Annotated in this window: 28 protein-coding genes; 6 read left to right on the top strand and 22 right to left on the bottom strand. The window is 49.7% G+C overall.

Annotated features, from left to right (window positions below; all coding sequences use genetic code 11):
* Positions 1-5: 5 nt before the first annotated feature.
* Positions 6-446 (bottom strand): CidA/LrgA family protein, encoded by a 441-nt coding sequence (locus T411_RS0100445; protein ID WP_001181838.1) that lies wholly within the window; start codon positions 444-446, stop codon positions 6-8.
* 115 nt (positions 447-561) lie between these two features.
* On the opposite strand from T411_RS0100445, the gene T411_RS0100440 reads away from it, so the two are divergent.
* Positions 562-1,440, top strand: a complete 879-nt coding sequence (locus tag T411_RS0100440) for a LysR family transcriptional regulator (RefSeq protein WP_000354569.1) — start codon at positions 562-564, stop codon at positions 1,438-1,440.
* Between the two features lie 3 nt (positions 1,441-1,443).
* Here the strand turns inward: T411_RS0100440 and T411_RS0100435 are convergent, their stop codons facing one another.
* Positions 1,444-1,944: a DUF4442 domain-containing protein gene (locus tag T411_RS0100435; RefSeq protein WP_001044400.1), complete on the bottom strand. Its 501-nt coding sequence runs from the start codon at positions 1,942-1,944 to the stop codon at positions 1,444-1,446.
* 365 nt (positions 1,945-2,309) lie between these two features.
* On the opposite strand from T411_RS0100435, the gene fcrX reads away from it, so the two are divergent.
* Positions 2,310-2,762: a ferric iron uptake transcriptional regulator FcrX gene (fcrX, locus tag T411_RS0100430; RefSeq protein ID WP_001282830.1), complete on the top strand. Its 453-nt coding sequence runs from the start codon at positions 2,310-2,312 to the stop codon at positions 2,760-2,762.
* An 81-nt stretch (positions 2,763-2,843) separates the two neighbouring features.
* Here fcrX and T411_RS0100425 read toward each other — a convergent pair whose 3' ends face one another.
* The 3 genes from T411_RS0100425 to fabB form a co-directional block, all read right to left on the bottom strand.
* Entirely contained in the window at positions 2,844-3,857 is a 1,014-nt protein-coding gene (locus tag T411_RS0100425) for an aspartate-semialdehyde dehydrogenase (RefSeq protein WP_000082626.1), read from the bottom strand.
* Positions 3,841-4,986, bottom strand: a complete 1,146-nt coding sequence (locus T411_RS0100420) for a 4-phosphoerythronate dehydrogenase (RefSeq protein WP_000697487.1) — start codon at positions 4,984-4,986, stop codon at positions 3,841-3,843. Before T411_RS0100420 ends, T411_RS0100425 begins: the two co-directional genes overlap by 17 nt.
* 203 nt (positions 4,987-5,189) lie before the next feature.
* Positions 5,190-6,401 carry a beta-ketoacyl-ACP synthase I gene (fabB, locus tag T411_RS0100415; RefSeq protein WP_000832701.1) on the bottom strand — a complete coding sequence of 404 codons (1,212 nt, stop codon included), beginning with the start codon at positions 6,399-6,401 and terminating at the stop codon, positions 5,190-5,192.
* 126 nt (positions 6,402-6,527) lie between these two features.
* Between fabB and mnmC the strand changes: the two genes are divergently transcribed.
* The gene (gene mnmC / locus T411_RS0100410; RefSeq protein WP_000095118.1) at positions 6,528-8,543 is read left to right on the top strand and encodes a bifunctional tRNA (5-methylaminomethyl-2-thiouridine)(34)-methyltransferase MnmC2/FAD-dependent 5-carboxymethylaminomethyl-2-thiouridine(34) oxidoreductase MnmC1; all 2,016 of its coding nucleotides are present in this window, start codon (positions 6,528-6,530) and stop codon (positions 8,541-8,543) included.
* 77 nt (positions 8,544-8,620) lie between these two features.
* On the opposite strand, the gene T411_RS0100405 is transcribed toward mnmC, so the two are convergent.
* From T411_RS0100405 to T411_RS0100395, 3 genes are all read right to left on the bottom strand, one after another.
* Positions 8,621-9,148, bottom strand: coding sequence for an NADPH-dependent FMN reductase (locus tag T411_RS0100405; protein WP_000690957.1), 528 nt, complete (start codon positions 9,146-9,148; stop codon positions 8,621-8,623).
* A 207-nt stretch (positions 9,149-9,355) separates the two neighbouring features.
* Positions 9,356-9,619, bottom strand: coding sequence for a YfcL family protein (locus tag T411_RS0100400; RefSeq protein ID WP_000582706.1), 264 nt, complete (start codon positions 9,617-9,619; stop codon positions 9,356-9,358).
* Positions 9,620-9,657: 38 nt separating this feature from the next.
* Complete coding sequence (locus tag T411_RS0100395) at positions 9,658-10,188, bottom strand: elongation factor P hydroxylase (RefSeq protein ID WP_001016499.1); 531 nt, start codon at positions 10,186-10,188, stop codon at positions 9,658-9,660.
* Between the two features lie 363 nt (positions 10,189-10,551).
* On the opposite strand from T411_RS0100395, the gene T411_RS0100390 reads away from it, so the two are divergent.
* Positions 10,552-11,175: a trimeric intracellular cation channel family protein gene (locus T411_RS0100390; RefSeq protein ID WP_000927463.1), complete on the top strand. Its 624-nt coding sequence runs from the start codon at positions 10,552-10,554 to the stop codon at positions 11,173-11,175.
* Positions 11,176-11,256: 81 nt separating this feature from the next.
* Here T411_RS0100390 and aroC read toward each other — a convergent pair whose 3' ends face one another.
* Positions 11,257-12,342 (bottom strand): chorismate synthase, encoded by a 1,086-nt coding sequence (aroC, locus tag T411_RS0100385; protein WP_000918437.1) that lies wholly within the window; start codon positions 12,340-12,342, stop codon positions 11,257-11,259.
* Positions 12,343-12,571: 229 nt separating this feature from the next.
* Entirely contained in the window at positions 12,572-13,504 is a 933-nt protein-coding gene (prmB, locus tag T411_RS0100380) for a 50S ribosomal protein L3 N(5)-glutamine methyltransferase (protein WP_000357782.1), read from the bottom strand.
* Positions 13,505-13,570: 66 nt separating this feature from the next.
* Between prmB and smrB the strand changes: the two genes are divergently transcribed.
* Positions 13,571-14,131 carry an endonuclease SmrB gene (gene smrB / locus T411_RS0100375; protein WP_000041521.1) on the top strand — a complete coding sequence of 187 codons (561 nt, stop codon included), beginning with the start codon at positions 13,571-13,573 and terminating at the stop codon, positions 14,129-14,131.
* Between the two features lie 7 nt (positions 14,132-14,138).
* Here smrB and flhB read toward each other — a convergent pair whose 3' ends face one another.
* From flhB to T411_RS0100330, 9 genes are all read right to left on the bottom strand, one after another.
* Positions 14,139-15,269, bottom strand: a complete 1,131-nt coding sequence (gene flhB / locus T411_RS0100370) for a flagellar biosynthesis protein FlhB (RefSeq protein WP_000840982.1) — start codon at positions 15,267-15,269, stop codon at positions 14,139-14,141.
* A 9-nt stretch (positions 15,270-15,278) separates the two neighbouring features.
* Complete coding sequence (gene fliR / locus T411_RS0100365; RefSeq protein ID WP_000456297.1) at positions 15,279-16,061, bottom strand: flagellar biosynthetic protein FliR; 783 nt, start codon at positions 16,059-16,061, stop codon at positions 15,279-15,281.
* An 8-nt stretch (positions 16,062-16,069) separates the two neighbouring features.
* Positions 16,070-16,339, bottom strand: coding sequence for a flagellar biosynthesis protein FliQ (gene fliQ, locus T411_RS0100360; protein WP_000187051.1), 270 nt, complete (start codon positions 16,337-16,339; stop codon positions 16,070-16,072).
* Between the two features lie 12 nt (positions 16,340-16,351).
* Positions 16,352-17,251, bottom strand: a complete 900-nt coding sequence (fliP, locus tag T411_RS0100355; protein WP_000831828.1) for a flagellar type III secretion system pore protein FliP — start codon at positions 17,249-17,251, stop codon at positions 16,352-16,354.
* Positions 17,229-17,618, bottom strand: coding sequence for a flagellar biosynthetic protein FliO (gene fliO, locus T411_RS0100350; protein WP_001228179.1), 390 nt, complete (start codon positions 17,616-17,618; stop codon positions 17,229-17,231). The genes fliP and fliO overlap by 23 nt, the downstream gene beginning before the upstream one ends.
* Before the next feature lie 3 nt (positions 17,619-17,621).
* Positions 17,622-18,032: a flagellar motor switch protein FliN gene (gene fliN / locus T411_RS0100345; RefSeq protein WP_001129785.1), complete on the bottom strand. Its 411-nt coding sequence runs from the start codon at positions 18,030-18,032 to the stop codon at positions 17,622-17,624.
* A 70-nt stretch (positions 18,033-18,102) separates the two neighbouring features.
* Positions 18,103-19,152, bottom strand: coding sequence for a flagellar motor switch protein FliM (gene fliM / locus T411_RS0100340; protein ID WP_000130773.1), 1,050 nt, complete (start codon positions 19,150-19,152; stop codon positions 18,103-18,105).
* 7 nt (positions 19,153-19,159) lie between these two features.
* Positions 19,160-19,663, bottom strand: a complete 504-nt coding sequence (gene fliL, locus T411_RS0100335) for a flagellar basal body-associated protein FliL (protein WP_000796799.1) — start codon at positions 19,661-19,663, stop codon at positions 19,160-19,162.
* Between the two features lie 34 nt (positions 19,664-19,697).
* Positions 19,698-21,707, bottom strand: coding sequence for a flagellar hook-length control protein FliK (locus T411_RS0100330; protein WP_001102188.1), 2,010 nt, complete (start codon positions 21,705-21,707; stop codon positions 19,698-19,700).
* 35 nt (positions 21,708-21,742) lie between these two features.
* Between T411_RS0100330 and T411_RS1000000119865 the strand changes: the two genes are divergently transcribed.
* Positions 21,743-21,865 carry a hypothetical protein gene (locus tag T411_RS1000000119865; RefSeq protein ID WP_001881830.1) on the top strand — a complete coding sequence of 41 codons (123 nt, stop codon included), beginning with the start codon at positions 21,743-21,745 and terminating at the stop codon, positions 21,863-21,865.
* Between the two features lie 20 nt (positions 21,866-21,885).
* Here the strand turns inward: T411_RS1000000119865 and fliJ are convergent, their stop codons facing one another.
* The 3 genes from fliJ to fliH are packed head-to-tail and all read right to left on the bottom strand — an operon-like array spanning position 21,886 to position 24,467.
* The gene (gene fliJ, locus T411_RS0100325; RefSeq protein ID WP_000367979.1) at positions 21,886-22,329 is read right to left on the bottom strand and encodes a flagellar export protein FliJ; all 444 of its coding nucleotides are present in this window, start codon (positions 22,327-22,329) and stop codon (positions 21,886-21,888) included.
* 14 nt (positions 22,330-22,343) lie between these two features.
* The gene (gene fliI / locus T411_RS0100320) at positions 22,344-23,663 is read right to left on the bottom strand and encodes a flagellar protein export ATPase FliI (RefSeq protein WP_000880257.1); all 1,320 of its coding nucleotides are present in this window, start codon (positions 23,661-23,663) and stop codon (positions 22,344-22,346) included.
* Between the two features lie 3 nt (positions 23,664-23,666).
* Positions 23,667-24,467 (bottom strand): flagellar assembly protein FliH, encoded by an 801-nt coding sequence (fliH, locus tag T411_RS0100315; RefSeq protein WP_000012402.1) that lies wholly within the window; start codon positions 24,465-24,467, stop codon positions 23,667-23,669.
* Between the last annotated feature and the right edge of the window lie 82 nt (positions 24,468-24,549).

Raw genomic sequence — 24,549 nt, 5'->3', positions numbered from 1 at the left:
ATGTTCTACTTCTCCACACTGCGCGCCAGCGCTATCTGGCGACGTTTACGTCTCGCTAAAACCAGCTCAACTCGATGCATTTTATCGACGACCCAAGCCGTCGATGCGATCACCAAGATGGTGCTGGCCACTAAAACCACAGCAATTTTAATCCCCTCTTGGCGCATTAAGTCTTGGTAATTCACTACCGCCACGACAGCCGGAACAAAAAACAGCAACATTTCAGCCAGCAACCAGCTCGCCCCGCGCCGAAACCACTCAACATTCACTACTTTGAGCATAACCAGTAACAACAAAATCAGCATTCCCGTTAAATTGGCGGGTAACGGCAGTTGAAACTGATTGACCAACCAATCGGAGAAAAACCAAATCAGTGAAAGTGCCGCCACTTGAACGACAATCAGTAGGCTATGCTTGAACTGAAAAGTACGCGTAACGTTTTGCATTAAGGTTGCCTAGATAAAATGGGAACTGGGTCACATTGTATTCCGGGCGATTACCAGCATAAAATGACTTAAATTTATTTAATTCATGCCATTTAGGCATACAAAGAGACTTTTGATGGATATCCGCGCCCTACGCTACTTCGTTGAACTGGTTAACCAGCAGAGTTTTACCAAAGCCTCTGAGCGCCTGTTTGTGACTCAGCCAACCATCAGTAAGATGATCCGTAATTTGGAGCAGGAGTTAGAACAACCCCTTCTACATCGTGAAGGACGACGCTTCTGGCTGACTGAAGCCGGAGAGATTGTCTATCAAAGAGCGCAGCAGATCTTAACTCAAATGCAGCAACTGGACGCGGAACTCACGGATTTAAACCAACTGCATCGCGGCCATTTGCGTTTAGGCATCCCGCCCATGGTGGGGCATGTTTACGCACGGTTATTTCGTCAATATCGTCAAACGTACCCTAACGTCGAATTAACGGTGGTGGAGTATGGCGGACGTAAGATAGAACAAGCGATCTTAGACGGTGATATTGATGTGGCCGTGACCATGCTTTCCCCTAATCAGCATCCCGATCTCAATACGGTTGCCCTCGATCATTACCCTATTTTTGCCGTGGTCCCCGATATTCCTCTCTGGCGATCACTCACCACACTCACTTGGGCGCAGATCAGCCAAGAGCCTTTCTATCTGTTTACCCATGAATTTACTCTAAGTGACCACATTCATACCTGCTGCCAAGCAGCGGGCTATACGCCACAAGTCGCCGCGCGCAGTAGCCAGTGGGATTTTTTGGTGGCATTAGTCAAAAGCGGGGTTGGCGTGTGCTTTCTTCCAGCGCCGCTTTGTCAAAGGATTCAAGGGGATGGCGTATTAATCTACCCCATCACACCGGCTATAGATTGGCGTTTGGGCGTGGTTTGGCATCGCGAACGTTATGTTTCAAAAACCGCCGAAGCTTGGATTGCTTTGTGCCGACGCCAAAACCGATGACGGTTACTCAATACACTCGCTGACACTTTCGCGATATTGCGGTTTTTTACGCACGTAAAGCTTGCGCTGCACCTCCGAAACCACTTCGCCACGAGCGTTTTTGACATGCACAATAAATTCAGGGAAGCATTTATCGCCTTCCGCTGTGGACGCCAAGATCCAATCCAACATCTCTTGGGTGATACGAAATTCGGCGAAGAGATCCGTATCACCCGGTTTAATGAAGTTAATGCTCGCTTCTTTGTCCCATACGTAATAACGCTCCCCCAATATGCCCATCAGCATCAAGGCATAAACGGGATCCGTCAGTGAGAAAATGCTGCCGCCGTATTGAGTCCGGTTGGCGTTTTTATTCCACCAGCGTAATTTCAAGCGGATGCGAACTTCGCGAAAATCCGCACTGATCGATTCGATATGGATCCCAGCGCCCCAAAATGGAGGCCAAGAGTTTAGTGCCCACTTCACAATATTCGGTTGATAAAGCTTAGAGAGTGTTTTATTCATACCCTGAGTGCCCTAGACTTCGTGTAAGGCAGCAGTAATCAATGCATCATGGTTGCTGCCTAATAATGATGCTATCGTTGTTAAATTATTGTAACTGGTAAGAGCACTTTGTTCAGTGATTTGCCTCGACTTTGCAGGTTTCCCATTAACCTCTTGAAGTTCGTGGTTTATTGTTCGCGGTGACTCACCTATAATGCAAAGCAACATTGACTTCTGTTATACCCAAACGAATTGAGATGCAGGTAGACGGCAAGTGAGTGATCCCCACTACAGCAACGGTTGAGGTGGGTTTGACAACGCAGCCAATACGATTGCCATTTCATGTAGAACGGATGTATCACTGCAGAACATCAACAGGAAAGTATATGTCAGACAATAACCAAGCGCTAAAGGATGCTGGTCTTAAAGTTACCCTCCCACGGCTTAAGATTTTAGAAGTTTTACAACAGCCAGAGTGCCAACATATTAGTGCTGAAGAGCTGTACAAAAAGTTGATTGATCTCAGCGAAGAGATTGGTCTTGCCACAGTGTACCGTGTTCTCAACCAATTTGATGATGCTGGTATCGTCACTCGTCACCATTTTGAAGGCGGCAAGTCAGTATTTGAGCTTTCAACTCAGCATCACCATGACCACCTAGTCTGTTTAGATTGTGGCGAAGTCATCGAGTTTTCTGACGATGTGATTGAACAACGTCAAAAAGAGATCGCGGCGAAATACAATGTGCAACTGACTAACCACAGCCTCTATTTGTACGGCAAATGTGGCAGTGATGGTAGCTGCAAAGACAATCCTAACGCTCACAAGCCGAAGAAATAACCATAGGCTTTACGCTCTGTAAACCGAACCAGATAGTAAAAACCCACCGAATGGTGGGTTTTTTATAACTTGATGAAAAGCTTAGAAGTAATCGCGTACGAGCAGCTCTGCAATTTGCACCGCATTGGTGGCAGCACCTTTACGCACGTTATCCGCCACTACCCACAAGTTGATTCCACTATGGTGGCTAATGTCATTTCTTACACGCCCAACCAACACATGGTCTTTACCGCCAGCATCACGCACTTGCGTTGGAAAATCCGCACCGCGGAACAGCTCAATACCATCGGTTTGCTCTAGCATATCCATCACTTGCTCAGCATCAATTGGCGCGCGAGTTTCCACATGTACGGCTTCCGCATGACCGTAGAATACCGGTACACGTACGCACGTTGGGTTGACCATGATTGAAGGATCATTGAAGATTTTCTGGGTTTCCCACACCATCTTCATCTCTTCTTTGGTATAACCGTTGTCCATAAACTGATCGATTTGTGGAATACAGTTAAACGCGATCTGCTGACTAAATGCTTGTGTTTCCGCTGGATAGCCATTGAGCAGTTTAGCGGTTTGTCCTGCTAACTCATCAATCCCAGCTTTCCCAGCACCTGAGACCGATTGGTAAGTCGTCACGTTAATACGTTCAATCCCCACCGCATCGTAAATCGGCTTTAGCGCGACAAGCATCTGAATGGTTGAGCAGTTTGGGTTAGCAATAATATTGCGGTTACGAAATTCGGCAATCGCCTCTGGGTTCACTTCAGGTACTACAAGAGGAATGTCGTAGTCGTAACGGAAATGTGAAGTGTTGTCGATCACCACGACACCCGCTTCTGCGGCAATCGGAGCCCACTTGGCAGAAAGCTCACCACCGGCAGAAAACAGCGCAATATGCACTTGCGACCAGTCAAATTCTTCGACATTTTGCACACGCACGGTTTTACCGTTGAAGCGATAGGTTTTTCCCTCACTGCGCTCACTGGCCAGCAGGAAAAGTTCATCCACAGGAAACTCACGCTCCTGCAGTACTTCCAACATGGTTTCGCCTACAGCGCCGGTTGCGCCAAAAATGGCAACATTAAATTGTTGGCTCATCACATACCTCTACTTGAAAACCGAGTTTAGCCAAAGGAGCCAAATGACAATCAGCGCCTCCAGCTAGTGTCACCGCGCTGTATTCACGTCTATCCCAATAGTGTTTGCGCATTAAGTCAAACGCTCCGGGTTGGTGAATCTCGCGGCGAAACTGTGCGTCATCTTTACGCACATCATAAATAATTTGAGTTAGCGTACGCAGTGTTTCCTCGTCCCATGCTCGGTCTAGATAAACTTTGGGCACAGGCGCTTTGGGTAACAAGCTTGCTGGGTTTGCACAGTGTGCACTGCCAAGAAACTCGCAGTAGCTATTGAAAATCATGGTGGTACCACGCGCCTTACCTTCAAGGCCATAACCGGCAATATGCGGAGTGGCAAATGCGAGCAGCGGTAGCAATTCCATATCCACTTGCGGTTCAAACTCAAACACGTCTAATACAGCGGTAAAACCATCGCCTTTCTGTAAACGCGCTTTCAGCGCCGCGTTATCCACTACAGGGCCACGCGCCGCATTAATTAAAATCTGGTCACTGCGCAGTTGCTCAAGAATTGCCGCATCAATCAGATGATGGGTTGGCCACTCACCGTCGCGGGTAATCGGCGTATGCAGGGTGATCACATCTGCTTGTTTAAGTAAGGTTTCCAGCTCGGTAAATTCTCGCTCATCCCCTTGCGCTTGCTTAGGCGGATCATTGAGCAGCACTTTCATGCCAATGCCAGAGAGACACTTCGCAAGATAGCTACCCACTTGGCCAGCACCGATGATGCCTACCGTTTTATCGAAAACCGAGAACCCTTGCTGCTGCGCAAGCACCATGAGCACGCTGAACACGTATTCCGCAACACCGACTTTGTTACAGCCAGGAGCCGCCGTGAAGAAGATGCCACGCTCTCTTAACAGAGCTTGGTCAACATGGTCCATACCCGCGGTCGCGGTACCCACGAACTTCAAGCGATTCGCTTTAGCAAGGAGAGCTTCATTGACTTTGGTGACTGAGCGAATCATTAAGGCATCGACATCAATCAGATCATCGGCGGTTAAGGTACGGCCGGGTTTTAAGATCACTTCGCCAAGCTGACTAAACAGCGCTTGAGCGTAAGGCATGTTCTCATCAATCAGAATTTTCATAGTGGGAATTTGCGGCAATCAAAGTTGCAGGCATTGTGCAGAAAAGCACGGAGGCTGTCGAGAATAAAAATACCCGACGACCTAGGCCGCCGGGCAAACATCCAGAACAAAAGGATCCTATCCCGCTCTCCATGGGACAGAGTCTGCGTCTGTTCGATTAGCGAAACTAATCTGTTCTGGAAACTGTGTTGGATCTGGTGCGCTTAACCTTGGTATTTTTTGATAACCAAAGTTGCGTTTGTACCACCAAAACCAAAGCTGTTAGACATCACAGTAGTCAGCTCTTGCTCACGCAGTTCCGTCACAATATCCAGACCTTGCGCCGCTTCATCCAAGGTATCAATGTTAATACTTGGAGCGATAAAGCCGTGGTGCAGCATCAGTGTTGAGTAGATGGCTTCATGCACACCCGCAGCGCCCAATGCGTGACCGGTCATCGCTTTGGTTGCAGAAATCGCTGGGCTATTGCCGCCAAACACTTCTTGGATTGCACCCAGTTCTTTCACATCACCGACTGGGGTTGATGTGCCGTGGGTGTTGATGTAATCAATCTTATCCACGCCTTGCATCGCCATTTTCATACAACGGATAGCGCCTTCACCCGATGGAGCAACCATGTCGTAGCCATCGGAAGTCGCGCCGTAACCGACGATTTCACCGTAAATTTTTGCGCCGCGCGCCAGAGCGTGTTCCAACTCTTCAACCACCACCATGCCGCCGCCGCCAGAGATCACGAAACCATCACGATCGGCATCGTAAGTGCGCGACGCTTTTTCTGGTGTTTCGTTGTATTTGGTGGATAGTGCGCCCATCGCATCAAACATCATGGTTTGTGACCAGTACAGCTCTTCACCACCACCAGCAAACACGATGTCTTGCTTGCCCAGTTGGATAAGCTCAACCGCGTTACCAATACAGTGCGCCGAAGTCGCGCAAGCTGAGCTGATTGAGTAGTTCACACCGCGAATTTTGAATGGCGTAGCCAAACACGCAGAAACGGTAGAAGACATGGTACGAGGCACCATGTAAGGACCCACGCGTTTTACGCCTTTTTCACGCTGAGTATCGACTGCGATAACTTGGTTTTCAGAAGATGCGCCACCAGAGCCAGCAACGATACCAGTACGGTCGTTCGACACTTGCTCAGGGGTTAAACCCGCATCAGCAATCGCTTGTTCAAGAGATAGGTATGCATACGCAGCCGCATCACCCATAAAGCGCATTTGCTTACGATCGATATGTTCTTCTGGGTTGATTTTTAAATCGCCCCAAACCTGTGAACGCAAACCATGCTCTTTAAACTGTTCAGAGGCGGTGATGCCTGACTTGCCAGCTTTTAGTGAGGCCAAAACTTCTTCGACGTTGTTACCGATACTCGAAATAATACCCATACCGGTGATGACGACTCGTTTCATGTAACATTCCTATTATGTAAATTTGGCTAGATGATATCGAAGAAGGATAACAGAAGTGGTCAGCTTTCCCATAAATTCGTACAATCTCGAGCCATATTCAGCCTGATTTCATAGAATTTGTTCATTATGTCATCCATTTCACACGCCCAGCTTGGCTGGAACGACGCAGGAACCCCCGTCTCCGATCAATTTGACGATGTTTATTTCTCTAACGTCAATGGTCTGGCTGAGACGCGCTATGTGTTCCTTGAGCAGAATCATCTCCCACAAAGATGGCACAACGATGACCAAAGACGATTTGTGATTGCAGAAACTGGCTTCGGTACTGGCCTGAATTTTCTGGCGGTGTGGCAAGCGTTTGTCGCGTTTCGTGAAGCCAATCCCGATGCCAAACTCAAAGAGCTGCATTTCATCAGTTTTGAAAAATACCCGCTCAGTAAAAGCGATTTAATTCAAGCGCATCAAGCGTGGCCGGAGCTGGCGCAATTCGCACAAAAACTGCATAAGCACTACCCGTTAGCCATTCCAGAATGCCAACGGATTGTGTTGGATGATGGGCTCATCACGCTCGATCTCTGGTTTGGCGATATCAAAGACTGCCTGCCGAAAGTCGCAACACAAGAGCAAGGCTTAGTGGATGCATGGTTCCTCGATGGTTTTGCTCCCAGCAAAAACCCCGAGATGTGGAATCAAGGCCTGTTTGCAGGTATGGCGAAACTGGCGAAACATGGCTGTACCTGCGCCACCTTTACTTCGGCTGGCTTTGTCCGCCGCGGCTTGATTGACGCGGGTTTTGCGATGAAAAAGGTCAAAGGCTTTGGCACTAAGCGTGAAATGATCGCCGGCAGCCTGAGTGAAAAAGTACCTTACACCAATATCGCACCCGAATTTCGTTTTGAGGCCACTCACGGCCTACAAGAGGTGGCCATCATCGGCGGTGGTATCGCCAGTGCCACGCTAGCGACAACCTTAGCCAGACGCGGTGTTGCCGTCACGCTTTACTGCGCCGATGAGAAACCAGCGCAAGGTGCATCCGGTAACCGACAAGGCGCGGTCTATCCGCTACTCAGTGGCGATCACAACGCGGTTTCACGAGTGTTTGCGCCTGCCTTTCTGTTTGCCCGCCAATGGATTGAACAAGCGGCGGAGCAGATAAACTTTGACCACGATTGGTGCGGCGTGACTCAATTAATGTGGGATGAAAAAGCAACGGACAAACTCAAGAGCATGCTTGAGGGGGATTTCCCAACACAATTAGTGCGTGGTTTATCCGCAGAGCAAACCAATCAACAAGTCGGCGTGCCAGTGGATAAAGCCAGTGTGCATTATCCGCTCGGAGGCTGGCTCTGCCCAGCAGAGCTGACTCAAGGCTTAATCCATCTTTTAGCGCAGCAGGGCAAGCTCACTGCGCATTATCAGACTCCGATTGATGAATTGACTTGGCAGCCAGAGACTCAACTGTGGCAACTGCGCAGTGGCGACACACTCATGTCACATCAGTGTGTGGTGATTGCCAGTGGCCATCAATTTGACAGCCTGTCACAAACCGCAGAGTTACCACTTGGCAAAGTGAAAGGCCAAGTGAGCCACATCCCGACCACAGAGACGCTGAGCAAAATCAACAGCGTGCTCTGTTACGATGGTTATATGACTCCGGTCAGCCAACAAAATGGGTATCACTGTATTGGCGCAAGTTATGATCGCCAGCACCTTGATGCGACTTTTGATCCGCAAGCACAACGCGAAAATGCACAAAAGCTAATTCACTGCTTGCCTGAGCAAACTTGGCCATTGGAAGTGGATGTCGGCGGCAATCAATCACGCCAAGGCGTGCGCTGTGTGAGTCGCGATCATCTGCCTTTTGTCGGCAATGTCGGCGAATTTTCGAAAATCACCGAGCAATATCGCGATTTAGCTCAGCAGCAAGAAGCCGAGCCAATCGCGCTCTATCCGCAACTTTATGCGTTGGTCGGGCTTGGCTCACGCGGTTTAAGTAGCGCGCCGCTGATGGCAGAACTTCTTGCTTCGCAAATGTGTGGCGACCCCATGCCACTAGGCGTAGATTTGCTCGAACAGTTACACCCTAGTCGGATGTGGGTTCGAAAGCTGCGTAAAGGCAAAGCGCTCACACAAAAAGTCTGATAAAGGCAATCACCGCCGATCAAAAAAGCCTCGCAGTGCGAGGCTTTCGACATTTAGGACTTAATGGACAATTTTTCTTAGGCAGAGAGCTTAGCCACCGCCGCTTTCAGCTCAGCAACAATCTCAGGCTTGGTCACAACCCCTTGCTCGAGATCGAAGTTATCGTAGAAGCTAGGCACTGAAACCGATGCTTTTACGTTCCCCCCAAAGAAAGGCGCTGAAGCGGTAGCGGCAGCAAGCACGGACTTCGCACCACCAGGGCCTGGAGAAGTAGACAGGTACACCGCTGGCTTATCACCAAACAGAGCGCGATTGATACGAGTTGCCCAATCGAACAGGTTTTTGTACGCCGCAGGGTAGTGACCATTGTGTTCAGCAAACGAAATCACGAAAGCATCTGCTTGTGCAAGGTCGCGTAAAAAGGCTTGGGCTCCTTCCGCTTGACCGATCTCTTTTTCCAGATCTTCGCTGAACATAGGTACAGAATAATCGTTAATATTCAGCACTTGTACCTGTGCGCCATCGACAAGATTGGCGGTAAAAGTGGCAAGCGCTTTATTAATAGATGTTGAGCTGGTGCTGGCACCGAAGGCAATAATTTTCATGGTGGTTTCCCCTGACTAGTGTTAAAGCAAGATTAGTCGGGAAATGGATGCGCAACAATCCTGATTTTTTTACTTAGTTGTTCAGAAAGTTTGAACAACTCACTTTTAGCACTGGAGAGTGGAGCGAAAACGTGGGAAATCGCGAAAGCCTTGCCCTACTGCTTGCCCTAATGATAGTGGCTTTCGCGATCAAACTGGATGGTTTGGTTACGCCTGCGCGGCCAGCTGTTGCCAAAGCTCAGCCACAATCGCGCGGTCGGCAGGGCTCAACTCTGAGCGTGCCGCCTCTAAACTTTGCTCAATGCGTTGCTTGAGCACATCAAGTTCGGTGATCCCTTCCTCTTCACACTGCGCCGCAGAAAGTGAAATGTGTCCACGTAAATAGCCACCCGCAAACAGCTCATCACTGGACGCGTTAACGACTTGTGCATCAATCAGATCCAGCAGTTTCTCTTCAAATTCAATAATCATCAGCTTCTCGTTAATGGATAAATGGTTTTCACCTAGGGTTATTTAACCGCAAAGTGTTCAGGCAGTAAGGCGGGCGTTTGGTAAAAAGCGCGTAACGCCTCCGACAACATCTTCACTCGCTGCGGTAAACCTTGTTCAAGAATCTTGAGCACTTCACTGTGTACCTTGCTCATAAAAGCCAAACGGTCTGGCTCAAAATCACCGTTGAGGTTGTCACAACTTACGGTAAAGGGAAAGCCTGCGCTTATGGCTAAAATCCACTCATAAGCTTGCGGACGAATTTCCACTTTTTCAAATTCCGCCTGCACTTGTGCAGTACGACCATCCGGCTCATACCAGTAACCAAAATCTTCAAGCAGACGCCGTTGCGGCCCAGCCACACACCAGTGAGCGATTTCATGCAAAGCGGAAGCATAAAAGCCACGAGCAAAAATAATCCGGTGGTAACTGACTCGTTCATCCGCCGGTAAATAAATGGGCTCATCGCCGCCCAACTCCAGCTTGGTGTTGTAATCGGCGTAAAACGTCTGATTGAAAATATCAATGAGGTCTTGGTATTGATGGTTCATAGTACATAGTCAATATGGGTGACGGCGTGCATTCTGGAGATTTTTTCTCATCGGGTAAAGAGCTAAACCGCAAACCATCGGCTTCTATTAGGAATCAATTGGAATGAGAACTATCAGCAAGACATTAGTTTTACTAATTAAAGTCACCTTCACCTTATAAAAAATCATTGTTTATTGCCTAAGATAAAACCTAGAATTTCGCCTTAATTTTTCTATACCAAACTACTTGGCGTTGTAGGTAGACGGCCCATAAGTTCATCCCTAGGAACATAGATAAGCGATTAGGGAAAGTGAACGCCGCCAACACCGCTGCAGCTTCAAGTAGGAAGGGTATATATCCTCTGCTGTTGAATGAGGTGATGCATGCTGCTGAGTGTTTTGTATATCATTGGGATCACGGCGGAAGCCATGACCGGAGCCTTGAGTGCCGGCCGTCGCAAAATGGACTGGTTTGGCGTCATGCTGGTTGCCAGCGCTACTGCGATTGGCGGTGGTACAGTGCGCGATATTTTGCTGGGCCACTACCCACTCGGCTGGGTAAAGAATCCTGAATATCTGGCGATTACTTGTGTCGCGGGCGTACTGACCACTTGGGTCTATAAGTGGGTCATCAAGCTCAAAGGCCTGTTTATTCGTCTTGATGCGCTGGGGCTGATTGTGTTTTCGATCATCGGTACGCAAGTGGCGATGCGCATGGGACTGCACCCCGGCATCTGTTTAGTTTCTGCGGTAGTCACTGGCGTGTTTGGTGGTTTGCTGCGCGATTTAATTTGCCGTCAACCACCTTTGGTATTGCATGAAGAGTTGTACGCCTCGATTGCTCTGTTGGCATCGGGACTGTATCTCGCCTTGCTTGAATTTGGTGTCAGTGATGTGGTAAGCACAGTGGTCACTCTGGTGGTCGGTTACACTTTGCGGATGGCTGCGGTGCGTTTTAAATGGCGTCTGCCCTCTTTCCATTTAGAAACCGAGAACTCCATTCACTAGCCTGCCCCGGCGGTAAATTAAGCGGATATGACAACGCCCTCAATCGAGGGCGTTGGGCTCTTTACAGGGGTTAGCGCATCACTAAATTTTCGGTGTTGTCGTTACGACACCTTGGTTCTGACCACGATGACGCAGCAGATGATCCATCAGCACAATCGCCAACATGGCTTCTGCAATCGGTACAGCGCGAATCCCCACACAAGGGTCATGACGACCTTTGGTGATAAGCTCGGTTGGCTCACCGTTAACATCAATTGTTTCACCCGGCACGGTAATGCTGGACGTTGGCTTCAACGCAATATTAGCAACAATATCTTGCCCGCTAGAGATACCGCCTAAAATGCCACCGGAATGGTTAGAGCGGAAACCTTGTGGAGTGAGCGGGTCACGATGTTGGCTGCCTTTTTGGCGCACTACATCAAAGCCATCACCAATCTCGACTCCTTTCACGGCGTTGATGCTCATCAAGGCATGGGCAATATCCGCATCTAAGCGATCAAACACAGGCTCACCCAAGCCAACTGGAACGCCAGTAGCAACCACTTGGATTTTGGCGCCGATCGAATCGCCTTCTTTTTTCAGCTCGCGGATCAGCTCGTCAAACGCAGCCACTTTATCGACATCAGGGCAGAAGAAATCGTTGTTTTCAATCTCATTCCAATCCACTTTATCAATCGCGACCTCCCCCATTTGCGACAAGTAAGCACGCACTTCAATGCCAAACTCTTGCTGCAGGTATTTTTTGGCAATCGCTCCCGCCGCAACACGCATGGCGGTTTCACGTGCCGATGAACGGCCGCCGCCACGGTAATCTCGCACACCGTACTTTTGATGATAGGTGTAGTCCGCATGTCCGGGACGGAATTTGTCTTTAATATCCGAATAATCTTTAGAGCGTTGGTCAGTGTTTTCGATCAATAGCCCAATCGATGTGCCTGTGGTTTTGCCCTCAAACACACCAGAGAGAATTTTGACTTCATCCGGCTCGCGACGCTGGGTGGTATAACGCGATGTGCCGGGGCGACGACGGTCAAGATCCACTTGTAAATCCGCTTCGCTGATGGTGAGCCCCGGTGGGCAACCATCGACAATACATCCCAGTGCGATACCGTGACTTTCTCCGAATGTGGTGACTCGGAAATGTTGTCCGATACTGTTTCCTGCCATGACTTCCTCAATGCACAGTGAAACTCCAGTTTCACTGATTAACTGTTCTTCGTGGCTTCATAGTGGCGTTAATGCTTTGTGATGTAAAGTCCTAAAAATGACCAGATTCGACCGTTTTCATCGCCTAATGGTGCTATTCACCACCTTGTCCAAGGTCTTTCGGCTGTTTATATGCCATAAAAAACGCCGACTCAAAGGTCGGCGTTGGCATCCATTCAGCGTGTCATCATTAATCTTTGTACAGCGCAAAATCCGCCGCACAGTCGATAAGCTGTTCACGAGTCAGCAAAAATACGCCGTGACCGCCATTTTCAAACTCTAACCACGTAAATGGGATGTGCGGGTACTGTTCCATCATATGCACCATGGAGTTACCAACCTCACACACCAAAATCCCGTTCTCTTTTAGATACAGTGGGGCATTAGCCAGAATACGGCGAGCCAGTTTCAAGCCATCACTGCCCGCAGCAAGACCGAGCTCAGGTTCATGACGGAACTCACTTGGTAAGCTATCCATATCTTCCTGATCCACATAAGGTGGATTGGTCACAATCAGGTCATACTGCTCTTGTGGCAAATCACGGAAAAGATCGGAACGGATAGGGAAAACTTGCTGTTCTAGACCGTGATCTTGAATGTTTTGCTCGGCGACGTTCAGCGCATCGACTGAAATATCAATCGCATCGACTTCTGCTTCTGGGAAAGCATTGGCACAAGCAATCGCGATACAACCGCTGCCGGTACACAGATCCATGATGCGGGTTGGCTCTTCTGTCAACCAAGGTTCAAAGCGGTTTTGGATCAGCTCTCCGATCGGCGAACGCGGAACCAGTACTCGCGAGTCAACGAAAAACTCAAGGCCACAAAACCACGCTTTGTTGGTCAGATACGCCACGGGGGTACGATCGTTAATGCGTTTGATCACGCGTTCTACCACACGTAAACGCTCGCTGCTGGTTAAGCGCGAACTCAGCACATGCGGAGGCACATCAATCGGCAGATAGAGCGTTGGCAGAATGAGTTGTACCGCTTCATCCCAAGCGTTGTCCGTGCCTTGACCATAAAACAGGTTCGCAGCGTTAAATCGACTCACAGTCCAACGAATCATGTCTTGCAAGGTATGCAGTTCAGAAACCGCTTCCTCAACGAAAATCTTATCCAAAATTGCCTCCAAAAAGCGCTACAATACCGCGTCATCCATTTACAGTAACAAAAACACGTCACCCTAATGAGCAAAAACGATCACCGAATTACCCATAACAAGAGCGATAAAGATAATCTTGACGACGATTTCTCACTGTTTCGTGACGAAGTAAAGGGCGTAAAAAAGTTGCGTCAGGATACCATACTCCACGCACCAAACAGAAATCCCAAGCAAAAAGAAATCCGCCGTACCGAGCGTGAAGCCTCCGACAATGATTTCTATTTTTCTGACGAGTTTATGCCTCATCTGACCGATGAAGGGCCGACCCGCTATGCGCGCAGTGATGTCTCCAAGTACGAAGTGAAAAGGCTCCGCCGCGGTGTGTATGTGCCCGATGTGTTTTTGGATATGCACGGCATGACTCAGCAAGAAGCAAAACGCGAATTGGGAGCGATGATCGCCTACTGCCTAAAGGAGAATGTGCACTGTGCTTGTGTGCAGCACGGTATTGGCAAGCACATCTTGAAACAGAACGTCCCACTCTGGTTGGCGCAGCACCCCGATGTGCTGGCGTTCCACCAAGCCCCACTTGAGTTTGGCGGTGATGGCGCGCTACTGGTACTGCTGTCGATTCCTGAAAAATAGCGCATCTTTAGTAACGCATATCCGGTGGGATCGGCATATTCTCCTCATTGAGTTTCGGTCGCTGACCACCTTTGCGGCGATACTGTTTAAGCTGGAACACAAATGCCAACACTTGAGCGACGGCCACGAATAGGCCATCCGGAATTTGCTGCTCCAGCTCGGTCGTGTGGTACAAGGCGCGTGCTAAGGGCGGTGCAGGAACAATCGCAATGTCATATTCCCGCGCGATTTCACGGATCTTGAGTGCCATATGATCGACACCTTTAGCTATCACCACCGGCGCTTTATCGGTGTTTTGCTTATAACGCAGTGCTACCGAAAAGTGCTCAGGGTTAGTGATGATGACATCGGCCTGTGGCAGTGCAGCCATCATACGTCGCTGCGCCGCTTCACGTTGCAACATACGAATGCGCCCTTTCACCTCTGGTTTACCTTCGGTGTCTTTGTACTCGTCTTTGACTTCCTGTTTGGTCATTTTCAGTTGTTCAGCGTGCTGCCAAATCTGGAATGGAATATCAATCGCCACCACCACCAGTAACGAACAACTGATCAGCAACACAAAGTTGAGCAGAATATCCAGCGCATGAAAGATGTTTTGCGGATACACATCAAGACTGAGCTGGAACAGATCCTTTTGCGAAGCTTCAATCAGATAAAAAGCGACGCCAGACACCAGCAACACTTTCAAGATGGATTTGAGCAGCTCGACCCAGCTTTGCATACCAAACATTCGCTTTAAGCCACTGAGCGGATTCATTTTCGACAGCTTAGGCATCGCCGCTTCAGCGGAAAAACTGATCCCACCGACCCCCGCCGCACCGATTAAGGCAGCGATAAACAAGGTGCTCAGGATCATGAGCAAGGGCAACAGCAGGTTGACTAGTGAGCCACCAATGATGTCAAACAGCTTACCAAGATCGAAAATCTCTTCACGGCTTAGCTCAAAAAGGCGCTGCATGGCCACCATCAATCCTTTGGCCAAGATCTCGCCAAACCACATCAAGGAAACCGCACCTACTACCAATACCGAGACAGAAGCCAACTCCTTCGAACGCGCAACTTGGCCTTTTTCCTTGGCCTGCTGCAACCTTCGGGGCGTGGCTTCTTCAGTCCTTTCTTGTCCGTCGGATTCTGCCAAATCAGCCTCCTAACAGTTTAAGCGAATGAGACGGCAAACTTGCTCTTCCGCCTCTTGCCAATAAATATCGTAATGGGTGTACAAACCGTGGACGATGTACCAACAGAGCAATAACCCCACCAAGAGCGCAAACGAAAAACCGAGCGAGAAAATGTTGAGCTGAGGCGCCGCACGTGTCATTACCCCAAAGGAGAGGTTCACGGTTAACAGTGCAATAATGCCCGACAGTGAGACGGCCAATGATGCTTTAAACATGATACCGAGCCACAGCGCTAACTCACGAAAATCCACCGTCGTCAGTGAGCCGCTGCCAATCGGTAAACTTTTAAAACTGAAGACCACCAGTTGGATCATTTTCAAATGGCCATCACTGACAAGGAAAAACAGCGTGGCCAGTAACATAAAAAGCTGACCGAGCAGCGGAGTATTTTGTCCGTTAGCGGGGTCGACCATGGAGGCAAAACCTAAGCTCGATTGCATACCGAGGATTTGACCGAGCATGACAAAGATTTGCACCAAAAACTGGGTGACCATGCCCATCGCCACACCGATCACAATCTGTTCGAAGGTGATCATGAATCCTTGTAGCGAGAGCAAGGCAATATCGGAAGGAACCGCAGGAATTGCGGGCATCACCGCAAAAGTGAGCGCTAACCCTAAGTAGAGACGTACTCGAGCAGGCACAAAGCGCGCGCCAGTCACCGTCATCACCATCAACATGGCCGCAATTCGGGTATACGGCCAGAAATAGTTGGCGATGAAATCAAGGACGACACTGGCGGGATATTCCATAAGGACTCCTAGTACAGAACCTGCGGCATGCGTTCAATCATGCTGTAGAAAAAGTCCATCAGGATTTGTGTCATCCAGTGCCCAAAAAACATCAGTGCTAATAAGGTAATGATAAGACGAGGCAAAAAGCTCAGCGTCTGTTCGTTAATCGAGGTGGCCGCCTGAAAAATGGCGACGACCAAACCCACCAATAAGCTAGGAATGATGATGGCACACACCATGATCAGTACCAGCCAGAGTGACTCTTTAAACAGCTCAACAAATATCTCTGGTGTCATGTGCCCTCCCCGCTACAAGGCAAAACTGCCCGCCAAGGTCGACAGGATAAGGTTCCAACCATCCACCAACACGAACAACATCAATTTAAACGGTAAAGAGACAATCATGGGCGAAAGCATCATCATACCCATGGCCATGAGCACTGAGGCCACAACTAAGTCAATGATCAAAAAAGGCAAAAACAGCATAAAGCCGATTTGGAAGGCCGTTTTTAACTCAGAGGTAATAAAAGCAGGGATCAGTACCGCCATCGACACTTGCTCAGGCGCGGTCACTTGTGCACCGGACATTTCCACAAAAGTTTCGAGATCGTTGACTCGGGTCTGCTTGAGCATAAAGGCTTTGAGTGGCTCTTGCGCTAAATCAAACGCTTGGCGTGCGGTGATCTGCTCATTGAGATAAGGCTGCACCGCTTGTTCATTAATCTGGTTAAATACTGGCGCCATAATGAAAAAGGTCAGAAACAGCGCAATACCGATAATCACTTGGTTAGACGGCGTTTGTTGCAAACCCATTGCTTGACGCAGAATAGACATCACCACCACGATGCGGGTGAATGAGGTCATTAAAATCACCATGGCAGGCAAAAAGCCGAGCATGGTCATCAGTGCCAGAATCTGCAGGTTTATCGAGTAATCTTCGCTGCCATCGGAATTGGTGGTCATAGTAAATGCCGGAATTCCACCGCCACCACTGCTACTGCCTAACGCGATAGTTTTGGCATTCCCCTGCTCTTTTTCTAGCGCCGTCACAGTGACAGAGGAAGCTCCGGCAGCGGTGGATGGAATTGCGGTATTCAGTGGCTCTTCTGCAAAAGCGAGCGAGGTAAAACCAAGCAACCCCGAAAGCAGCCAAGTGAGTAATCCTGTCGTCAACCAAGAGGTTAAATTAAGTCTTTGAGTCCGTTTCATGTTTTTTCAGTAGCTGCATCAACTGGTTAGAAAAGGCGGTTGCCGGCAGCTCCTCCTGTATGAGTGGATTATCGAGTTTGGCCAGCAGTTGAATTGACTGAGTGGTCACCCCAATCAAATACTGCTCTTCGCCCACTTGGATGATCATCACCCGCTCTCGGGTGCCAACGGGTAACTGTTTGATGATACTCAGCCCTTTTTGCTGACCGAAAGCAGGCACACGCATGCGTTTGAGTAACCAAGCCAGTAGCAGTATCAGAGCGATAACGAACAAAAGCGACCCCAAGGTGGTCGCTAAATCCAGTTGGCTGCTGGTAGCAGCCAACCCGGGGACAGGGATGAGAAACAGAGCCGCCAATTTTCGCATTGGCTATCTCAATTTCTTGATACGTTCGGTTTGACTTATCACGTCGGTGAGGCGGATACCAAACTTATCGTTCACCACCACCACTTCGCCATGCGCAATCAGCGTGCCGTTAACCATCACATCGAGTGACTCATCGGCAATCCGATCCAACTCCACCACCGAACCTTGGTTCAATTGCAGCAGGTTACGAATGCTGATTTTAGAGCGCCCGACTTCCATCGAGATGGTCACCGGAATATCCATAATGGTATCGAGCTTACGGCGCTCGTCATCCGTAATTGGGGGCGCCGTGTTTTTCAGCTCTTCAAGTGGTGCGGCTAAGATTTCATCCACATCAATATCAGGCGCATTAGGGTCTTCCCCCAGTGCGGCAGCCCATTCTTCGGCCAGTCTTTCATCTTCGCTTTTTGCCATCTTCAACTACCTATTGGTTCTTTTCATTATCCGCCGCTATCGAGCGATCATCCCGACGTCGTAAAACGGATTATTCGATTTCATCTTCTTCTGCGTTTTCAAACTCAGCAATAATGTCTTTACCAAGGAACGCGAGATCCGTTTTCACTACATCTGGGCGTTTGATTTTCTCAGAAACTTGTACTGCGAGTTTTTCACCGGAGCGTCCCATTTTCACACGATACGTTGGCAGCTCTTCGACAAACATTACCGCATGTTCTGGCATTTTTATCGGGATGACATCCCCCACTTGCAACTCCATCAAATCCCGCAGCGCAATATCCATTTCCAGTAAGTTCACTCGGAAATTGACTGGTACATCCATGATCTCTTCGCGCAGAGCCGTACTCCAGCGCACGTCGGTTTCCATTTTGTCCGACTGTACACCCGCATCCAGCAGTTCACGGATCGGTTCTACCATCGAATACGGCATAACCATGTGGAAATCGCCACCGCCACCATCCACTTCAACGTGGAAGGAGCTGACGACAATCACTTCGGTTGGGCTGACGATGTTCGCCATGCTCGGGTTCACTTCGGAATCGAGGTATTCAAACTCGACCCCCATGACGGGCGACCACGCTTCTTTGTAGTCGGCAAACACGATTTTGAGCAGCAGTTGAATAACCCGCCGTTCAGTTGGGGTAAATTCACGTCCCTCAATTCGGGCATGATAACGGCCATCGCCGCCGAAGAAGTTTTCCACCAGAATGAACACCAAACGCGCTTCCATGGTCACCAAGGCCGTCCCCTTAAGTGGACGAAAACGCACCATGTTCAAACTGGTAGGAACATATAAGGTATTTTGGTATTCACCAAACTTCATCATCTGCACGCCGTTGATCGACACTTCTGCGGTTTTACGCAGCATGTTGAACAGACTGATGCGCAGATGGCGAGCAAAACGTTCATTGATAAGCTCCAGAGTCGGCATTCGACCCCGGACGATACGATCTTGGGAAGAAAAATCAAAATTCGTGGCACTGGGGCCAGATTTGGGTAATTCCTCTTCTTCCTCATCGACGCTGTCAACGCCATGAAGCAGCGCATCGATTTCGTCTTGGCTTAATAAATCAGTCACATTTCACCTATTGCATTACAAAGTCGGTAAACAGCACTTTTTCAATAACGGGTTTGCCTACCGCTTGGTTGAGCGCGGCTTTGATGTCATCGGTGGCTTTATCACGCAGCTCAATGCGGCCATTGGGGGTACGCAATTGCTCCACCGTTGCTGATGCAAAAGTCGCCAGCAGCGAGCTTTCCACTAAAGGCGAGTGGTAACGTGCAAGGTTTTCATTTTCGCTGCCACGCACCATTAATTGGACTTTGATTTGCACTAAGCGATCTTTGGCATCCCCAGTGACATTAAACACAAACGGCTGAGCAATATTGACGTAAGACACCGGATCGGTCGGAGCGGCGACCTGTTCGGTTTTCTGCTCTGCGTCCGCAGCCGCTTCGTCGCCACCTGACCCCATCATGAAAAATGCGGCACCACCACCGCCAGCCAGTAACACCACGGCGGCGATAATGATGATCAACAGTTTCTTTTTCCCTTTGGGAGCTTCTGTTCCTAGATCTTCTTCGGCCATAATTGCCTCTGTATGTGGTTAATTTTGTATAAGTTTAAGCGTAATAACTGATTCCATCACGCTTTGTTGCCACATTCAAATCAAGTTTGATGTCAGTATCAAGGTTTTCTTCGCTATTGAGCCTTTCATTGCGTGCGCTTTGACCAAAACCAGACTGCTCTTGTCCTGTATAACGCTGCTGTTGTCCCGCACTTTGCTGCTGAACCGAGGTATCGCCCAATTGGACGCCTTGCTGCGCCAACATTTCACGCAGCCTTGGCATGGTTTGTTCTAATGCCTCACGTGCGTGTTGGTTCGCGACGGTGAAATGCACGGTCGCGCCATCACCTTGCATGTTCATGCGAATATGCATCCGTCCCAATTCCGGTGGATCCAGCCGAATATCAATATTTTTCAAGTTCTTCGACATCATCATCTGCACACGTTCAGCCAACTGATCGGCAGCCATCTCTTTATTCAATGGAACAGGGGTAGCATTGGTTTGTACCAGTTGCGACTCAGCGCGGTTGAGAGCTTGGTTTTGCGCCGTACCTTGTCCTGCTGCCGCTGCGATTTGCTGGGCTAAGTCTTCTTGTCCTGATTCACTGACCGCACGACGTTCGTCACTGCCCGCTAAAGCTCGGCCACCTAATGCTGCCAGCATGGCAGAGCTGGCGGCAAGCTCAGGATTCACCGTCGCGGCAGGATTTAACATTGGATTGACCGCTACGGTTTGAGGCGCTAGTGCCGCTATATCGATAGGCGTCGCCGCCGTGGGATTCATTGGCAGCGCCGTGGTGCCCGTTTGCTGCGCCGCTAAATGGGCTGGCGTTAACCCTTGTGCGACTGACTGAGCCAGCGCATTAGGAACAGGCGCTTTCGCTTTACCCCCTTCTTCGAGCATGGCTTTCAGCTCTGGTGTCAGCGCAGCCAACTCATTGTCAGTCGGCATTTGTGTGCCCCAAGGAATCACCACTTTGCCCGTTTCTGTTGCAGAAGTTGACTGATTAAGCCCTTCATCAGCCATGATTGATGCAGGATTGAGCGCTGATTGAGTCAATGGCGTCGCTTTCAGCGCTTGACTTGAAGCCGCAAGAGCCTCACTCACTTCGGCGCTTGGGCTTGCCAAAGCCGCGGTATTAGCGAAAGTCTGTGTCAGCGGCATTCCCTCAAGCATTGCCCCCTCAACCGGTTCAGCGTGCACAGTGTTTGCCGCCGCCAATGAAGCACCTGACAATCCGCCTACTAATGCGCCGCCCATCAGAGCGCTCGCCATCCATTCATCTTGTGCTATTTCATCTTCAGTGGCAGCCGAGTCTGAGACGGCAGCATCAAGGTCAGCACTGGTAGAAAGAGCACGATTGGAGATTGCCGTGGCAGATTCAATCGGTAAAACCGCTTCAGGCGGCGTCGCGTTCCGTATTCTGTCGGGATGTTGTGAGTCCAATGCTTGACCATGCTGCGCTGGCAAAATTTTGCCGTTGGTTTTGATGAGCGCTTGGTTCGCCTCTTGCAAACGCCCCAATAATTCATCCCCCTCACTCATCGCCTGTGCAGTTTTGCGTTGTAACTCACCACTTACAGGCTGGTCATCGATGGACTCCGCATTCGTGACCCATTTGGCGAGCGAAGCCGGTATGGGCGCATTTGCACCTTGTTCATCTTGCTTGACTGGTGCCACTTTGGTGGAAATCGCTTCACCTTTTTCTAATGATGGCGCTTTCTGAGCGGATTTTATGACATCGACTGGCAAGCCTTCTTCACTGGCCGCCTCCACTTCGCTGGCGCTAAACAAGGCGTCATCCATCTCTGCCATTAAAGCGGCATCACTATCAGCCTCTAGGACTGCCTCTGTATTCACTGGCGCTTCGGTGTCACCTTCAGTCTGAGTCACACTGGTAGCGGGGGCATCTGAAGCGGTTTTGCTGCCGAAAATAAGAGCGTGTAACTGCGCAAAAAAACCACCAGAGGACTCCGTCGCAGCGGCATCCGTACTGACTGCGCTACTTTTTGCCGTTGGAGCTATTTTACTCGGTTCAACCGGAGGGGTGAGATTCACATTCATATTCGCTACTCGCACAGTGGAATTGAAGTCTGAGCATGACCTGCGCAGATCAACTCATCAGTAACAGCTTGGGGTTAACGCCCTTTTGCGAAAATCTAGCAAGAAGTAAGCCAAGTGAAGGTTTTATTGCATCCAAGGAGGAGAAGCTCGCGCCGTGATACGACGTTTAAACTACGCCTTATGAGGAGAGACGGCGGCGATTGAACATCAGGGTCGAAAATTCATCCATCTGTTTCTGTTCGCGTTTTTCTTGTAATAACTGACGTTCGGTTTGTTTTTTCTCCATCAGCCATTGATAGGATTTCCGTTTTTGACGCATGTTCATCCAGTGCTGTTCGCAGTTTTCAACTTGCAGACGAAAATGCTGCTCAGCGCTTTTTTGTTTGGCTAAGGTTTCATCGAGCTGAGTGAGAAATCGGTTGAGGTGGCCATATTGGCTGGCGGTTAACCCTGATTTGCCGCGTTCAACTAACTGCTGACAATACTCTAAGCGGTACTGTTCAATTTGACGCAGTTGGTGGTAGTAACTATCCAGCTCACTGCGTGCTTTACTGAGCGCCAACACCGCTTTGTCTTCGCTTTCCTGAGCTTGTTCGAGCAAGAAATCTAACGCGTTATCCATTTCAATGCTCCAAGTTATGAGCTGAGTACATGGCGCAGCATATTGACGCACATGTCATAAGGCACGGTTTCTTTCATGGCTTGCTGCAAGTACTGATCCAATTTCGGTTTGAGGGTGAAAGCCGCATCAATCGCTTTGTCGGTGCCCAGTTTGTAGGCACCAATCGAGACTAAGTCTTGATTTTTACGACACACGGAAAGGATCTGTCGAACCGCTTTCGACATCAGTAAATGCTCATCGGTGGTGATTTGTGGCATAACCCGGCTGACGGATTTTTCGACATCAATCGCCGGATAGTGCCCTGCATCGGCCATTTCCCGCGATAACACGATATGACCATCCAAGATCGCGCGCGAGGCATCCGCAATCGGATCTTGTAAGTCATCCCCTTCGGTCAATACGGTGAAAAATGCGGTGATCGAACCTTGGTGTGGGCCGCCATTACCAGCGCGCTCAACCAGTGCCGGCAGTTTGGCAAACACCGATGGTGGATAACCTTTGGTCGCCGGGGGCTCTCCAACGGACAGAGCTATCTCACGCTGCGCTTGCGCAAAACGCGTGAGTGAATCCATCAACAGCAGCACATCCAAACCTTGATCGCGAAAATACTCGGCAATAGTCAGAGCCGTTTGGCACCCTTTTAAACGCATCAGCGGCGAGGAATCAGCAGGAGCGGCAACCACCACGGAACGCTGGCGACCATCTACGCCGAGGATCTCCTCGATAAATTCTTTGACTTCACGTCCCCGCTCACCAATCAACCCAACCACCACGACTTGCGCTGTAGTGCCTCGGGTCATCATGCCGAGCGTGACCGATTTACCGACACCGGAACCGGCAAACAAGCCAATCCGTTGTCCTTTACCGACCGTCAGTAAACCGTTAATCGCCTTGATGCCAACATCCAAAGGTTCGTTGATCGGTTTACGTGCCAGTGGGTTAATCGGTATAGCGTTAAGTGAAGCGCGTTGATCGGTATAAATCGGACCTAAACCATCGAGCGGATTACCCACGCCATCAATCACGCGTCCCAGCAGTTCCATACCGACAGGCAGGCCTGATTCGGTCGTGATAGGAGTCACTTTGGCTCCGGGAAGGACACCGATGATCTGTTCACTAGGCATCAAAAAGAGGTTATCGCCAGAAAAGCCCACCACTTCGGCTTCCATCTCGCCGTTCATGGTTTCGACTTTACACAAACTTCCGACGGGTGCTTTACAACCTGTGGCTTCCAGCGTCAAACCCACAACACGCACCAACTTTCCCGAAGCCATGGGTCGGGTGGTGTGTCCTTCGACTTTGTATTGGGCAAGGCGATCAGCTAACGCTAACATCGGCTACTCTCCCGGATGGTGACGGTTGATACCGCAGAAGCTTTTCAGCACGCTGCGGATCCGCTCTTCCATCCGATAGCTGACGCTCGACTCGCCCGCTTCAATCTGTACATCGCCGCGACTTAAGGCTGGCTCGCTGAGTAGAGTCCAGTTACGGGTTTCGATTTCTTGCTCACCGTAGGCTTGGCGAATAATCTCCACATCTTCTGGATTGAGTTTGAGAGTAATCGCGTGCCCTGCAATCGGCAGCGCTTCGACTGAAGCTTTGACGGTATCGAGGATCACTTGTGGGTTGGTTTGCACTTCAACGTGCACCACTTCTTTGGTCAACGCGAGTACCATGTCCACCAGCTGCTTTTCGACCTGAGCATTAAGCAGATCAAGGGGCTGAGCAAACTGGTTCGCCAGCGCCATAAAGGTTTTGACTTGTTCTTGAATTAAGGCTTGCCCTTCGGCAACGCCATCTTGATAACCTTGCGTTTGCCCTTCTTGATGACCAGCTTGGAAACCTTCAGCCTTACCTTGTTCAAAGCCTTGCTGATAGCCTTCTGCTTGCCCCGCCTCAAAGCCCTCTTGTTGAGCGGCAGTGCGGATCAGTGCAATCTCTTCTTCACTGAATTCGTGCTCGACGACCTGCTCCGGTTCGTCAAAGTTTGGGATCCAGCCCGGATCGTAATTAAACGCAGTCTGTTTAGCCGCTTTGTTACTTTCCGCACCGTAATCCGGCAGCCCCCAACGTTGAGGTGTGACCGTCGCATCATCTGTACCCGGGCGAATAAAACCACGCTTTCTTTCACCAGACATTGTGATCCTCAATCATGCAGCAAGTTTTGTTTAACGTTCATCAAAATAATGCATCGAAGGAAATAGGATCGGCTTACACCGA

This window comes from Vibrio cholerae ATCC 14035 (genome assembly GCF_000621645.1).
In the GTDB taxonomy this organism is placed as follows: domain Bacteria; phylum Pseudomonadota; class Gammaproteobacteria; order Enterobacterales; family Vibrionaceae; genus Vibrio; species Vibrio cholerae.
This window is presented reverse-complemented; position numbering and strand designations above follow the sequence as displayed.

What these genes read in the sequence shown, in the direction of transcription:
- fliP (WP_000831828.1), bottom strand. Translation starts at nt 17,251, where the DNA reads ATGAAACGGACTCAAAGACTTAATTTAACCTCTTGGTTGACGACAGGA.
- T411_RS0100405 (WP_000690957.1), bottom strand. Translation starts at nt 9,148, where the DNA reads ATGAAAATTATTGCCTTCGGTGCCAGCACCAGCTCAACATCTATTAAT.
- T411_RS0100330 (WP_001102188.1), bottom strand. Translation starts at nt 21,707, where the DNA reads ATGAATGTGAATCTCACCCCTCCGGTTGAACCGAGTAAAATAGCTCCA.
- fliN (WP_001129785.1), bottom strand. Translation starts at nt 18,032, where the DNA reads ATGGCAAAAAGCGAAGATGAAAGACTGGCCGAAGAATGGGCTGCCGCA.
- fabB (WP_000832701.1), bottom strand. Translation starts at nt 6,401, where the DNA reads ATGAAACGAGTCGTCATCACCGGTATGGGTATTATTTCGAGTATCGGT.
- T411_RS0100435 (WP_001044400.1), bottom strand. Translation starts at nt 1,944, where the DNA reads ATGAATAAAACACTCTCTAAGCTTTATCAACCGAATATTGTGAAGTGG.
- T411_RS0100425 (WP_000082626.1), bottom strand. Translation starts at nt 3,857, where the DNA reads ATGAGCCAACAATTTAATGTTGCCATTTTTGGCGCAACCGGCGCTGTA.
- T411_RS1000000119865 (WP_001881830.1), top strand. Translation starts at nt 21,743, where the DNA reads ATGACCTGCGCAGATCAACTCATCAGTAACAGCTTGGGGTTAACGCCC.
- fliR (WP_000456297.1), bottom strand. Translation starts at nt 16,061, where the DNA reads ATGGAATATCCCGCCAGTGTCGTCCTTGATTTCATCGCCAACTATTTC.
- fliQ (WP_000187051.1), bottom strand. Translation starts at nt 16,339, where the DNA reads ATGACACCAGAGATATTTGTTGAGCTGTTTAAAGAGTCACTCTGGCTG.
- aroC (WP_000918437.1), bottom strand. Translation starts at nt 12,342, where the DNA reads ATGGCAGGAAACAGTATCGGACAACATTTCCGAGTCACCACATTCGGA.
- T411_RS0100420 (WP_000697487.1), bottom strand. Translation starts at nt 4,986, where the DNA reads ATGAAAATTCTGATTGATGAGAACATGCCTTACGCTCAAGCGCTGTTT.
- fliI (WP_000880257.1), bottom strand. Translation starts at nt 23,663, where the DNA reads ATGTTAGCGTTAGCTGATCGCCTTGCCCAATACAAAGTCGAAGGACAC.
- T411_RS0100445 (WP_001181838.1), bottom strand. Translation starts at nt 446, where the DNA reads ATGCAAAACGTTACGCGTACTTTTCAGTTCAAGCATAGCCTACTGATT.
- fliL (WP_000796799.1), bottom strand. Translation starts at nt 19,663, where the DNA reads ATGGCCGAAGAAGATCTAGGAACAGAAGCTCCCAAAGGGAAAAAGAAA.
- mnmC (WP_000095118.1), top strand. Translation starts at nt 6,528, where the DNA reads ATGTCATCCATTTCACACGCCCAGCTTGGCTGGAACGACGCAGGAACC.
- T411_RS0100400 (WP_000582706.1), bottom strand. Translation starts at nt 9,619, where the DNA reads ATGATTATTGAATTTGAAGAGAAACTGCTGGATCTGATTGATGCACAA.
- smrB (WP_000041521.1), top strand. Translation starts at nt 13,571, where the DNA reads ATGAGCAAAAACGATCACCGAATTACCCATAACAAGAGCGATAAAGAT.
- T411_RS0100390 (WP_000927463.1), top strand. Translation starts at nt 10,552, where the DNA reads ATGCTGCTGAGTGTTTTGTATATCATTGGGATCACGGCGGAAGCCATG.
- fliJ (WP_000367979.1), bottom strand. Translation starts at nt 22,329, where the DNA reads ATGGATAACGCGTTAGATTTCTTGCTCGAACAAGCTCAGGAAAGCGAA.
- T411_RS0100395 (WP_001016499.1), bottom strand. Translation starts at nt 10,188, where the DNA reads ATGAACCATCAATACCAAGACCTCATTGATATTTTCAATCAGACGTTT.
- fliH (WP_000012402.1), bottom strand. Translation starts at nt 24,467, where the DNA reads ATGTCTGGTGAAAGAAAGCGTGGTTTTATTCGCCCGGGTACAGATGAT.
- fcrX (WP_001282830.1), top strand. Translation starts at nt 2,310, where the DNA reads ATGTCAGACAATAACCAAGCGCTAAAGGATGCTGGTCTTAAAGTTACC.
- T411_RS0100440 (WP_000354569.1), top strand. Translation starts at nt 562, where the DNA reads ATGGATATCCGCGCCCTACGCTACTTCGTTGAACTGGTTAACCAGCAG.
- fliO (WP_001228179.1), bottom strand. Translation starts at nt 17,618, where the DNA reads ATGCGAAAATTGGCGGCTCTGTTTCTCATCCCTGTCCCCGGGTTGGCT.